The 12860-nt window shown below is 36.9% G+C and carries 13 protein-coding genes; 6 read left to right on the forward strand and 7 right to left on the reverse strand.

Annotated features, from left to right (window positions below; genetic code table 11):
* Positions 1-68 precede the first annotated feature (68 nt).
* Positions 69-584 carry a ribonuclease E activity regulator RraA gene (rraA, locus tag MT391_RS08540; protein ID WP_166372267.1) on the forward strand — a complete coding sequence of 172 codons (516 nt, stop codon included), beginning with the start codon at positions 69-71 and terminating at the stop codon, positions 582-584.
* A gap of 248 nt (positions 585-832) precedes the next feature.
* Here the strand turns inward: rraA and MT391_RS08545 are convergent, their stop codons facing one another.
* Positions 833-1066 carry a cell division protein ZapB gene (locus MT391_RS08545; protein WP_166372266.1) on the reverse strand — a complete coding sequence of 78 codons (234 nt, stop codon included), beginning with the start codon at positions 1064-1066 and terminating at the stop codon, positions 833-835.
* Between the two features lie 171 nt (positions 1067-1237).
* On the opposite strand from MT391_RS08545, the gene MT391_RS08550 reads away from it, so the two are divergent.
* Positions 1238-1459, forward strand: coding sequence for a DUF1653 domain-containing protein (locus MT391_RS08550; RefSeq protein WP_499497582.1), 222 nt, complete (start codon positions 1238-1240; stop codon positions 1457-1459).
* A gap of 98 nt (positions 1460-1557) precedes the next feature.
* Here MT391_RS08550 and cysE read toward each other — a convergent pair whose 3' ends face one another.
* Together cysE and MT391_RS08560 are read right to left on the reverse strand one after the other, a co-directional pair.
* Positions 1558-2337, reverse strand: coding sequence for a serine O-acetyltransferase (cysE, locus tag MT391_RS08555; RefSeq protein ID WP_499497584.1), 780 nt, complete (start codon positions 2335-2337; stop codon positions 1558-1560).
* Positions 2338-2397: 60 nt separating this feature from the next.
* Positions 2398-3330, reverse strand: a complete 933-nt coding sequence (locus MT391_RS08560) for a cation diffusion facilitator family transporter (protein ID WP_499497586.1) — start codon at positions 3328-3330, stop codon at positions 2398-2400.
* A gap of 551 nt (positions 3331-3881) precedes the next feature.
* Between MT391_RS08560 and MT391_RS08565 the strand changes: the two genes are divergently transcribed.
* Together MT391_RS08565 and trmL are read left to right on the forward strand one after the other, a co-directional pair.
* Positions 3882-4589, forward strand: a complete 708-nt coding sequence (locus MT391_RS08565; protein ID WP_499497588.1) for a response regulator — start codon at positions 3882-3884, stop codon at positions 4587-4589.
* Positions 4590-5003: 414 nt separating this feature from the next.
* Positions 5004-5468, forward strand: a complete 465-nt coding sequence (gene trmL / locus MT391_RS08570) for a tRNA (uridine(34)/cytosine(34)/5-carboxymethylaminomethyluridine(34)-2'-O)-methyltransferase TrmL (protein ID WP_499497590.1) — start codon at positions 5004-5006, stop codon at positions 5466-5468.
* Between the two features lie 162 nt (positions 5469-5630).
* On the opposite strand, the gene recJ is transcribed toward trmL, so the two are convergent.
* The 3 genes from recJ to xerD form a co-directional block, all read right to left on the reverse strand.
* A complete protein-coding gene (gene recJ, locus MT391_RS08575) occupies positions 5631-7361 on the reverse strand; it encodes a single-stranded-DNA-specific exonuclease RecJ (RefSeq protein ID WP_499497592.1) in 1731 nt (576 codons plus the stop codon).
* Positions 7362-7430: 69 nt separating this feature from the next.
* The gene (dsbC, locus tag MT391_RS08580) at positions 7431-8183 is read right to left on the reverse strand and encodes a bifunctional protein-disulfide isomerase/oxidoreductase DsbC (protein WP_299667223.1); all 753 of its coding nucleotides are present in this window, start codon (positions 8181-8183) and stop codon (positions 7431-7433) included.
* 105 nt (positions 8184-8288) lie between these two features.
* Positions 8289-9185 (reverse strand): site-specific tyrosine recombinase XerD, encoded by an 897-nt coding sequence (gene xerD, locus MT391_RS08585; RefSeq protein WP_166372258.1) that lies wholly within the window; start codon positions 9183-9185, stop codon positions 8289-8291.
* Between the two features lie 56 nt (positions 9186-9241).
* Between xerD and fldB the strand changes: the two genes are divergently transcribed.
* Positions 9242-9760, forward strand: a complete 519-nt coding sequence (fldB, locus tag MT391_RS08590; RefSeq protein WP_166372257.1) for a flavodoxin FldB — start codon at positions 9242-9244, stop codon at positions 9758-9760.
* A 467-nt stretch (positions 9761-10227) separates the two neighbouring features.
* On the forward strand, positions 10228-11748 hold the full coding sequence (locus tag MT391_RS08595; protein WP_166372256.1) for a DUF3360 family protein: 1521 nt from the start codon (positions 10228-10230) through the stop codon (positions 11746-11748).
* A gap of 215 nt (positions 11749-11963) precedes the next feature.
* Here MT391_RS08595 and MT391_RS08600 read toward each other — a convergent pair whose 3' ends face one another.
* Positions 11964-12467: a glycine cleavage system transcriptional repressor gene (locus MT391_RS08600; protein ID WP_028869099.1), complete on the reverse strand. Its 504-nt coding sequence runs from the start codon at positions 12465-12467 to the stop codon at positions 11964-11966.
* Between the last annotated feature and the right edge of the window lie 393 nt (positions 12468-12860).

Here is a 12860-nt window from a genome sequence, read left to right on the forward strand (position 1 = left end):
TAAGATTGAAATAGAGTGTGTTACGTTTATACTGAACTTATACTTCATCATTAAAAGTGAGCATGCATATGCAATACAATACCTCTGTTTTATGTGATATCTACGCTGATACCATTGACGTCGCAGAACCACTATTAACTAATTTTGGTGGGCGTAACTCCTTTGCGGGGGAAGTGGTAACCATTAAATGCTTTGAGTCTGTTGGTTTAATATATAAAGCATTAGAAGAAAATGGTGCAGGTAAAGTATTACTGATTGATGGTGGCGGTTCTTTACGTCGTGCCCTAATTAATGCACATATTGCCGATTTAGCCGTGGAAAATGGTTGGGAAGGTATTGTAGTTAACGGTTGTGTACGTGAAGTAGACACACTAGAAGAATTAGATATTGGTATTCAAGCGATTACTGCAATGCCAGTCGGTGCAGATGATAACGAAGTGGGTGAAATTAACTCTCCGGTGAATTTTGCTGGGGTGACTTTTTTACCTGAAGACTTTTTATATGCCGATAGTACAGGTATCGTTATTTCTCCCGAGCCTTTAGTTTTAGAAACTGAAGATGCCGATGAAGAAGATGTGTTCTAGCGTTTTTAGTTAGTGGTATTGGCTCATAGAATCACTCCAAACAATGAGCATAGCCTTTACATTAATTAACCTTTGCATCTATTACCCTTTGCATTAAGTAGCAAGTAGCAATTAGCAATGTAATAGACACAAAAAAGCCCAATTTAATTGGGCTTTTTTAATGCTTCTTTTTAACGTTTAACTTGTGATCAGTTATTTAATCAAACAATTATTCGTTTTTAAATAGAGTCCAAAAAATCGATTATCGATTATTCAACATTCTCTTCAGCTTGTTCGATCTTACCCACTAAAGCGCTTAAACGATCTTGCCATTGTTGATGCTCAGCATTCAAACGTTCGTTGTCAGATTGTAGTTGTTCAGTTTTGTTTGCTAGATTAACTTTATCTTCTTTAAGTTCTTCAATTTCCATTTGCAGTAGTGCAATTGTCTCTACAGCTTGGTTGATTTTGTTTTCTAATTTTTCTAATAGCTCAAATGTCATTTGGAGTCCCTTAATACAAAGTAGTTGTTAACTGGAATGCAACGAGAATAAGCATTCCAAGACGCTTATTCAACCTTTGTTTTGATTTTTATGGAAAAAACCGCCAATTCCTCTTTAAAGTTGAAGTATGTTAGTCTAATCTGCAATTTTTTTAATTTTTTAGGTAACAAAATGTCAAAACAATTACAAATGGGTAAATACCAACATTATAAAGGCAGCTTTTATCAAGTTGAAGGAATAGCCTTTCACAGTGAAACTGAAGAAGAAATGGTCATTTACCGACCTTTATATGGACAAGGCGATTTATGGGTAAGACCCTTGGCAATGTTTGTAGAAAATGTCGAAATAGAGGGGAAAAGCCAACCACGCTTTGCGTATGTTGACTCAAAATAATTAGTATTTAAGCAATTTAGGGTTTAAGCAATTTAGAGTTTAAGCAACTTAAGGTTGAATTTTCCAAGCCCGTTATTTATAACGGGTAAGCGAGCTATTCACAAACACTGTTCCATGGATAACGACGGCATATCACAAGATGGTCTACCGACAATTTTAGCCGGTACACCTGCGACGGTAGTATGAGCCGGCACTGCTTCTAAAACGACACTACCTGCACCTATTTTTGCTCCGATACCGATTTCGATATTACCCAATACTTTTGCACCCGCGCCAATCATAACACCCTGGCGAATTTTAGGATGACGATCACCGCTCTCCTTACCTGTGCCTCCTAAGGTAACACCTTGTAAGATTGAAACGTTATCTTCAATAACCGCGGTTTCACCCACCACCACGCCTGTAGCATGGTCAAACATGATACCTTTGCCAATAGTCGCTGCAGGATGTACATCTACACCAAAGATAACTGAACTGCGATTTTGCAAATACAATGCCAATGCAATGCGATTTTGTTGCCACAGCCAATGTGCTACACGATGGATTTGAATCGCATGAAAGCCCTTTAGATATAATAACGGAATAGAATAGTCTTCCACGGCAGGGTCACGATCTTGTACAGCAAGAATATCGGCCATCGCACTTTCTAAAATACTTGGATCATGCTCAAAGGCTTCATCAATCACTTCTCGTACCAATATACCCGGCATAGTACGGCTATCTAAGCGATTAGCTAATTGGTAACTTAATGCTGATGATAAGTTTTTATGGTTTAAAATGGTAGAGTGAAAAAAGCTAGCCAAAATAGGCTCACTAGACGAACTCGCCCATGCTTCTTCCCTAATTTTTTTCCATAGATCTTTAATTTTTTCTTCCATTTTTCACCCTTAAACTATCAAATCAATGTTATACGGTTCTATATCTATCTTATATCTGTACTAGACCGGTGCGTCGATGTTTACTGCTTCATTTCGTTTCTCTATCGGTACCACAGAAATTGGGTCAAGATGAATCAATATATCTGCACCGGGAAAAGCGGCTTGTAAGCCAAACTCAAGCTTGTCTGCTTTGTTATGCGCATCATATAAGCTTTGTCCATCATCTAACTCTAGATGTAATTGTATAAATTTAATGTAACCGGAAGAGCGTGTTCTTAAATCATGCACACCACGCACGCCGTCTACTTTATAAGCCAATCTAAGGATCAGCTCATTATCTTCTTGAGGGAGTTGTTTATCCATCAAAGCATCAATTGATTGTGTGCCAATTTCCCATGCGCCGTGTAAAATATAAAGGCTCACTGCAATGGCAAACACACCATCGGCCCAACCCCAACCATAGCCGGCTAAAACAATCGCTAATAACACCGCACCATTCAGGACAATATCAGTTCGGTAATGTAAAGAATCGGCTTTTATCGCCATGCTGTTGGTTTTTTTCACCACATAACTTTGAAAGAAAACTAATGCAAGCGTCACAACTAAGGAGAAGATCATCACCGAGATCCCTAAATTAGTAGCAACAATTTGATGATTGTTAATCATCGCTGAAATACCATTAATCATCAGAAAAACAGAAGACCCAGAAATAAACGCGGCTTGCACTAATCCGGCTAAGCTTTCTGCTTTGCCATGACCAAAACGGTGCTCTTTATCGGCAGGCTGTAGGGCAACCTTAATTGCAAAAAGGTTAATAATAGACGTGGTTACATCCATTAATGAGTCGGTCAACGCTGCAAGAATACTTGATGATCCGGTCACCATCCAAGCAACAAGCTTCACAATAATCAATAAAGAGGCGGCAACAATAGCTGCATGCCCCGCTCGTTTTACTAAGTATGCATATTCTTCAGGTTGTTGTGTTTTTTTCACAAGATTACAGCTCTAAAAAGTGTTGGTTGGCTATTATACCCGTTAAGATTTAATAAACAAAACGCAGTGACAACACAATGAAAAGGCAGTACACATAACTCAATTTAAACGATTAACTTGAGGGCTTGCGCTTTTAACTTCAGATATTGCGCTTTTAACTTCAAGTCTTGCACTTAATTCGAACCGGTAAAAAATCATGGTTAAGCAGGCACATTAACAAATAGAAAATATTGTAGTTTATTAAACTCCCCCTATTTATCAGTGCAATTATGTTGACCTACTTCAATAGATTATCATTTATTCAATCATTTACGTGCAAGATATAAAATAGAGACCTACAATATACCTCTTTATAGGGTATAGTGTAGTCAATCTATTGAATTCATTGATTTACTTAAATATGCAGAGCCAAGTTTAAGATTCATTTTTACAAAAATCTTAATAAATAAAACGCTAAACATAGCTTACTTTTCCCTGAAATAACAATAATGCCACTTCAAGCAGACTCGCTACTTGATATTGCTATTCACACGATTTACATAGGCTATACAATGAAAAATTTATTATTAATCGATGATGATAAAGAGTTAGTTTCCTTACTCGATAAAAACTTAACTTCCGAAGGTTTCATTGTTGAAACAGCCTACGATGGCGAGGAAGGCTTAAACAAATTCTTAATAAAAGATTACGATTTGATCATATTAGATGGGGTAATGCCACGTATGTCTGGCTTTGAGATGCTAAAACTAATAAGACAAAAAACGGATACCCCAGTATTAATGCTGACAGCAGAAAATGATCAAACCGAACATGTGATCAGCTTAGGAATGGGAGCAGATGATTATTTAACCAAACCTTTTAGTGAGCGTGATTTATCCGGTCGAATTAAAGTGATGTTACGACGAATTCAATACAAAAAAGGCAATGCAGATAATAAAATATCACATTTAGATATTGAATTATTTCCTAGTCAACAACAAGCATTGTGCCAAGAACGTACCATTGAGCTTACTAATACTGAATTATTGTTATTAGAAAAATTCTTAACCAATCCCGGTCAGTTATTGGAAAAATCAGCATTAAGTGAACAGGTTTTAGGTAAAAAATTACAAAAGTTTGACCGCAGTATTGATATGCATTTAAGTAACTTACGTCGTAAATTACCTACTCGTTTAGATGGTCAAATTAGGGTAAAAAACTTTCGTGGCAGAGGTTATATGTGGTTAGATAATGACGCACCTTCAGTGAATGAACATTAACATAATCACCCCATGCAATACTCTGTAACAAAGTCGCCATTACATTATATTGTAACAGCGCTAAGCCAGTGAGGGCAAAATTGCCCTTGTTGCGACATAGCAGTTATGAATCAACAAAAATCTTTTATTAATCCTATCTAATTATTCTCAGTAAAGTGGTACACTTTTATTTGAATTCAAGTTTAGATAAATAGCGCTCTTATTGCATTTATCATTGCTCATAAAATTCCATTACGTTAAAAAGTGATCACCAATAGACGTTAAAAGTAGTCAGCGTCAAGTAGAAGGTCTTTAAACATGACTCCCTATCTTTTATGGCGTTTTGTGAAGGCTTCTCAAAATCCTAGACTATTTTTTCAAATAAATTGATCAGTTATTTATTGGCGTTAATATCAATAACAGTAGAGTAAAAAAATGATTGAAGTTGCATTGTACGAACCAGAGATCCCACCTAATACTGGTAATATTATTCGCCTATGTGCCAATACAGGCTGTGTATTGCATTTAATTGAACCGCTCGGTTTTGACTTAGATGAAAAAAAAGTAAGACGTGCAGGGTTAGATTATCACGAGATGACCAATGTACATTTGCATAAAGATTTTGATAGTTTCTTAAAAGTAATAGAAGGTAAACGTTTACTGGCTTGTACAACCAAAACAACTACCTACCATCATAATGCAAATTTTCAAGATGGTGATGTTTTGTTATTTGGCCCAGAAACACGAGGATTGCCAGCGTCGATATTAGATGCTTTACCCTTACAGCAAAAATTACGTATTCCAATGAAAGCAGATAGCCGTTCTATGAACCTATCTAATGCGGTGTCTGTTTTTGTTTATGAAGCGTGGCGCCAACTGGATTTTCCGGGCGCAGTATAATAGTAAGTTAGCACTTAATACTTGAGTCTAAATAATGTTGTAATAGTCATGTAATAATAGTGTAATAATAGTGTAATAATCAAAAGGTGATGACTTACCTTTTGATTATCGCCTCTTAAACCCTGTTAAATGTCATTTAAATTAGTGCTGCTATTATTCTGGTCATTTTGGTTGTAACAATTGTACTAATAACTGCACAGTTCTCTGCCCTCTAAATTCATTAACATCTAAGCTATAAACACAAAAAACCTCTTTTACTGACAAATCAGGCCAAGCTTCAGGGTCAATGTTAAAGGCAATGGCGTCAATTAATTTATCCCCCTGCTGTAACACCATTTTTAAATGTTTTTGCCCTACAATTCGCTGTTGTTTTAATGCAAATACACCATCAAAAATAGGCGCGGGGAACCCTTGTCCCCACGGTCCTGCATCACGCAACTCTTGAGCAATACTCAAATCAAACTGCTCAGAGGATAATTGTCCATCGGATAAAATGACGTTATTTAATAAATCCTCATCGACTTGCGCTTTTAAAATGGCATTTAACGTATCATTAAACAGATCAAAATCTTTTTCTAACAAACTCAAGCCGGCAGCCATAGCATGACCACCAAACTTTAAAATAATGCCGGGCAGAGTTTTATCAACTAAGTCCAGCATATCGCGAATATGTACGCCAGGAATAGAGCGAGCAGAACCTTTGATCTCACCGCCATTTGCACGGGCAAAAGCAAAGGTAGGACGGTAATATTTTTCTTTGATGCGAGAAGCCACCAGACCAATAACACCTTGATGCCAGTCAGCCTCAAACAAACATAATGCCAAGGGTAAGTTATTTTGATCAATGGATAATTTTTGCAAGCTCAGCATCGCTTCCTGCTGCATGCTTTGTTCTATCTCTCTGCGTGAGAGATTTAGTGCATCTAATTCAGAGGCCAACGTATTCGCACGTAAATAATCATCACATAACAGCAATTCAACGCCATGGCTCATTTCATCCAAACGTCCCGCCGCGTTAAGTCTAGGCCCTAATGAAAAACCTAAATCCGTAGCAACTAATTGTTGTTGATTGCGTTTTGCCACTTGAATAAGCGCACTAATACCCGGTCGGCAGAACCCAGCACGAATACGTGCTAATCCTTGATGCACTAAAGTTCGATTATTTGCATCTAATTTAACCACATCAGCAACGGTGCCTAACGCAACAATATCTAGAAAGTTAGCTAAATTAGGCGCAGCAAAATCGGTGAAACAGCCCTTTTCCTGCATCAAAGAACGCAACGCCAACATGACATAAAAAGCAACTCCCACACCTGCTAAGTTTTTACTGGGGAACTGACAACCGATTTGATTAGGATTAACAATAGCATCGGCAACCGGTGTTTCTTCTCCAGGAAGATGATGGTCAGTCACTAATACTTCAATACCTAAATCTTTAGCATGAGCCACACCACTAATACTCGAAATGCCGTTATCCACTGTCATCAACAATTGAGCACCTTGCTGCGCAGCTAAGTCTACAATTTCAGGGCTTAAACCATAGCCATAATCGAAACGGTTAGGAATTAAATAATCAACATGTTGAAACCCTAAAGCACGAAGCGATAAAACGCTCAAGGCGGTGCTAGTTGCACCATCGGCATCAAAATCGCCCACAATAATTATTTTTTTACTATCTAAATAAGCTTGATATAACAACTCACAAGCAGTCGCCATACCTTTCAATTGATTAGCATGAATGAGTGTTTTGGTGCTGTTATCTAACTCGCTGTCGGCAGTAATGCCACGGTTAGCATAAAGCTTAGTTAATAATGGAGAGCAAGATAATGATAGCAGGCTAGTATCATGCTGAAGGCGTTGTTGAACTTGTGTTTTTGGTGTTTCTGAAGACATAAAAAAACTGCACGATATTGGATTATCAATGCAGTTTATTATGAAATAGACAATAGCAGAAGTATTAGTCTAAATTTTTTCTTGTATTGCTTGAAGTAAACGGTCTGCAGGTAAGTAACCTGGCATCGCAGTACCATCTTCTAAAAACAAAGTAGGTGTACCAGTAATGCCTAGTGAAACACCTAAATTGTATTGATCAATTACAGTATTGTCGCAAGATAATGATTTAATTGAGCGATTACTTTTTTCATCGTCCATTGCTGACTTAGGGTCATCAGCACACCAGATTGAAACCATCTTACGGTAAGCATTAGATCTTTCTCCTCCACGAGGAAAAGCTAAGTAACGGATAGTGATACCTAATTTATTATAATCGGCAATCTCTGCGTGCAATTTTTGGCAATATGGACAACTTGTATCGGTAAATGCCGTAACAACATATTTTTCGTTAGCCGCTTTATAGACAATCATGTCTTTTTCGAAGCTTTTAATCTTTGCAAATTGCTCAGCTGAATTTTCGCGGCGAATGTCAGATACTTTGGTAGCAGTAATATTTTTCATTCCATTATTAGTATCGTAAATACTACCGCTGATTAAAAACTGTCCGTCTTCACTTAAATAATAGATCGCCCCTTCACTCACTACCTCATAAAGCCCCTTAATAGGCGACTCAGTAATCGATTGTGCATCGACTTGTAATGATTCTAGCTTTTTAGTTAATAAATCATGGACTTGATTTGAAACGGCAGCAAAGCTACTGGCACTTAACAACATGCTCACTACGAATGTGATTACACTTTTTTTAGCCTTTAATATGGACATTATAAATTCCCGAAAATAAAATTATAGTACTCGATTATGCCTATCTTAAAACATAAAGTGAATGTTAATTACAGCCATTCTTATTATGTATATTAAGTTATGAGACTAAGCGCGAGGGTGATGTTCACTATGTAAACTTTTTAGTCTATCTTTTGCTATATGAGTATAAATTTGAGTAGTTGATAGATCACTATGCCCCAATAGCATCTGTACGACCCGTAAGTCAGCTCCATAGTTCAATAAATGTGTTGCGAATGCATGGCGTAAAACATGTGGCGACAACGCCTCTTTATCAATTCCCGCTAGCTGTGCATAATATTTAATGCGATGCCAAAAGGTTTGTCTAACCATTTGCGTTCCACGACGGCTAGGAAACAAGACATCGCTACTTTGGCCTGATAATAAAGTCGGTCGCATCTCTTCAATATAACGTTCTAGCCAATAAACAGACTCCTCTCCTAATGGCACTAAGCGTGTTTTATTACCTTTACCAGTGACTCTTATCACTCCCTGTTGTAAGTTAATTTCTTCCATGGTCAAGCCCACTAATTCAGTAACACGCAACCCCGTTGCATATAAAACTTCTAACATGGCTTTATCACGAAATTGCACAGGGTCGTTCAGCTCTGGGGCGGAAAGTAATGCATCAACTTCAGATTCAGATAATGATTTAGGCAGGGGTTTGACAATTTTAGGACTTTCTAGTTTTGCACTTGGGTCATCTTCGCGCATTTTTTCACGGCATAAATATTGATAATAACGCCTAACCGCACTCATTAATCGTGCCGTAGAGGTATTCTTATAATCAATTTCACCCTGTAAACGTGCATCAAAATAATCACTCAAATCAATAGCGCTGGCCTCACTTAAGGTGATTTCTTGTTTTTGTAAATATCCCTCCACCAAACTTAAATCATGGCGGTAAGAGTCTAGCGTATTTTTTGATAGACCACGCTCTAACCAAAGTGAATCTAAAAATTGTTCGATGCTTAATACTTCCATTCCAACGGCCTTAACGGTAAATTAGCGCCTCTTATATTTTTATTCAAAGGTCACTTATGAAAATCGGTTTATTTTATGGTTCTAGTACTTGTTATACAGAAATTGCTGCAGAAAAGATTCAAGCAGAGCTAGGTGAATCATTAGTAGACATATTTAACATAAAAGATGACGGTTTAAGCAAGATAAATGATTATGACATTGTTATTTTAGGCATTTCTACTTGGGATTATGGTGAACTTCAAGAGGATTGGGGTAAGTTATGGGATCAAATCGACGGCCTTAATGTTAATGGCAAAATAGTTGCGCTATTCGGATTGGGTGACCAAAATGGTTACAGTGAGTGGTTTATTGATGCAGTTGGTATGTTGCACGACAAATTATTACCCCAACATCCTAAATTCATCGGTTATTGGCCCATTGAAGGATATGACTTTGAGGCATCAAAAGCATTAACCGAAGATAAACAATATTTTGTCGGATTAGCGATTGATGAAGATACTCAATATGAACTAAGTGACCAACGTATCAGTGATTGGTGCTTACAAATACTAGAAGAGATGCAAGATCTACTATAGCCAACTTCTAAATATAACTTGAAATATAATTCCGAAGCTATGCCCTAAAATATAGGCATTGGAATATAGGCTCTGAACATCAATCTATAAGCAAGTATAGAAGTTATTAAAGCCAACATTTTTTTATAACTTCTATTATGCATTTCGAGTTTTACACCTATATTTCTTACACCTTTCCTCTATCATGTAAGTTAAATACGCAATTAATTATCAAAAATACGGCTATAAGTAAGTTATTAGCGGGGTATTAATGGAAATACCTCATTTTTTTGTAATTTAATTTCAGCATGAGAACTCTTCTGATCCAGATCAAGCGATTTTTTACTCACTTTGGTTAAGCTAAGCTATATTAAATTATCGATGCATAATTAACCCATTCCATAACCGCTGACAAAATGATATCAGCGCTTATTTAGCACTAAATTAACGAATTTTAAATTTAACCAGAGTAAGGGAGTACCTCCTCAATGCCAACTGATAAACAAACTAAAAGCTATAGCGAGCTGCATAAACCCGCAAGCGAGTTTGCAACACGGTCTGATTATTTGGATCACGAATTACAGATAATGAAACCTCGCCGTTACGGGTTAAATCTACCCGGCCGAGATTTCCGCTTCGAATGGGAAGATTTAGTACCCGCTGTAGCAGGTACCATCGGCATCATCGCAATGTACTCTGCGGTAATGATGTCTTGGGCTGATGGTTTAACAGAGCAATGGGCGCACATCACTTTAGGTAAAGATTTTGCTATCGAAGTGGCGCGAGTTGAAATGCTTATCCCCGCCTTTTTATTTTGTATTGTTGCTTCGGGCTTTGTTAACCCTAAAGCCAACCTAGCGGGTAACCATGGTCCAATGATCCCGTTAATCGGTGCAATTGCATTAGCGGGTGCTCACCCACTTGCTTTAGCTATCTTACTCGGTGTATTTGGTTTATTGCTCAGCTACTTTAAAGGTGGATCTAAACTGGTTAATTTAACCGGAGAAGGCGTAGCAGGTGGGTTACTGGTGTTCCTTGGGTTTACTGGTGCATTCAGTCAAATAGGTCAAGTTCAAGACTGGGCTAAAGGGTTACAATCTGCAGATGTTGCAGCAGGTAGTATGGGATATGTTGGCTTAGTTGTATTAGCAACAAATATCATTCTTTATGCTTTCCTTGCAAAAATTAACAAACGTTGGTTAGCTATTCCAGCTTGTGCAATTACAGGGTTATTGATCGCGCTAGCACTCGGGGCAGGCTTTAACCTAACCTTCGAAACAGAAATGGGACTACCTAATTTAAACCCTGTTTACTGGTGGGGAAGCACTACTGAAGGTTGGATGTTAGGTTTACCAAACCTTGAACACTTCATTGCCTCATTACCTTTTGCAATTTTAGCCGTAGCGATGTGGTCACCGGACTTCTTAGGACACCGTATTTTTCAAGAATTAAACTACCCAAAAAAGACTGAAAATGTATTAATGGATGTGGACGATACGATGACCATGTGTTCAGTCCGTCAAATGGTTGGTACTGCAGTGGGTGGTGGTAACATCACCTCTTCATGGGGAACTTATATGATCCCTGCGGCGATTGCTAAACGCCCTATTCCAGCAGGTTCAATTATATTAGGCAGCTTAGTAATGTTAATTGCATTTCTAGGCTTCCCAATGGACATCGCAGTATGGCCACCAGTAATGCGTATTGCTTTATTAGTTGGTGTATTCTTGCCTTTACTAGAAGCAGGTATGCAAATGATTAAAAATACGAAGGATTCACAAGCTGCTGGTATTTGTATTTTTACTGCTGCAGTGTTTAATCCTGTACTTGCTTGGGCATTAACCATGTTATTAGATAACAACGGTTTAATTGGAGATAAGGAACGCGCTAAACGTCTGTCATTTTTAGATAAGATTATTATACCGGGTTCAGTATTAGTGGTTTGTTTTATCGCTATGTTAGCAGTAGGTATGTTCGAGAAACAATACGGTCTACCGTCTTTATTATAAGTAACATTAGACGCTGATAGGATTAGTATTTATTAAACATAATAACTTTATTAAACCTACTAGCTTTGTTAAAAGATGAAACAAAAAGGGCGCTATTGATAGCGCCCTTTTTTATGTCTAAAATTTATATAACCAACCTAGATTTGCATGACCAACCTAGATTTATATAACCAATCTAGACTCACATAAAAATACAACTTCAGCTTTAAGGTTATTTATAAGCCTTTAATATCGATAATAAGATCGTTAGATATCTCTTGTAATGAGGCAATCAACAGGTTCTGGTCAAAGGCATCGGACACCGCTATTTCAAAGTGGCTCGTAAACACTGTTCCGCCAATATCAGGTACACCAATTCGGTTGCACTCCATATTTTCAACCTTAACGCTATTCTCACTTAACACTTGTGAAATATCATTCACTAAACCAGCACGATCTCTAGCATCAATTGATAAATTTAAATGATTAGGCTTTTCTTTCGGTAAGCGCTTCAGTTCAACCCAATCGATATGAAGAGGTAAGGTTTTAAAACCATTTAAAAGTGTTTCAACTTTTTCTGGCTCTAATTCAATCTTAATTAATCCAGCCATATATCCTTCTATATGGTTAATTTTGCTGGTTAACCATTTACCGTTTAATGCATGTGTTTTTTCTGCAAGGCATTTAACTAAATCAGGTTGGTAAATACCAGTGATCGTAATTAATATTTGTACGTTCATAAACTAACTCCTTCTAAAGAGATATAAATTAGTGAAATTCTATTAAAAATAATTATACCTTAACTGACTTATCCTTTGGCTAAAAACCATACAAAAATATGGGTTATATACTATTTTTTGTATTTATTAGAGGCATCTAAAAAAGATAACAAAAATATATTTAAGATTCATTTGACTAAGTTATAATCGAACGTTAATAAAAATAAATAGTTGAGTTAAGTTTCAATAAATATTCAGCAGTTTATTTATGTAATATTTGTTTAGTAAGCTATTAATTTTATTAAGATAACATTTTCTTATGGCAAGAGTGTTCGAGAGGAAATTGAAATTAAATTACCTTTTTAAGGTTAAATTTAAACAATTTAGTGAATAATAGTGATATTTATATCACTT

Source organism: Vibrio sp. 1-Bac 57 (genome assembly GCF_037546855.1).
Lineage (GTDB): Bacteria > Pseudomonadota > Gammaproteobacteria > Enterobacterales > Psychromonadaceae > Psychromonas.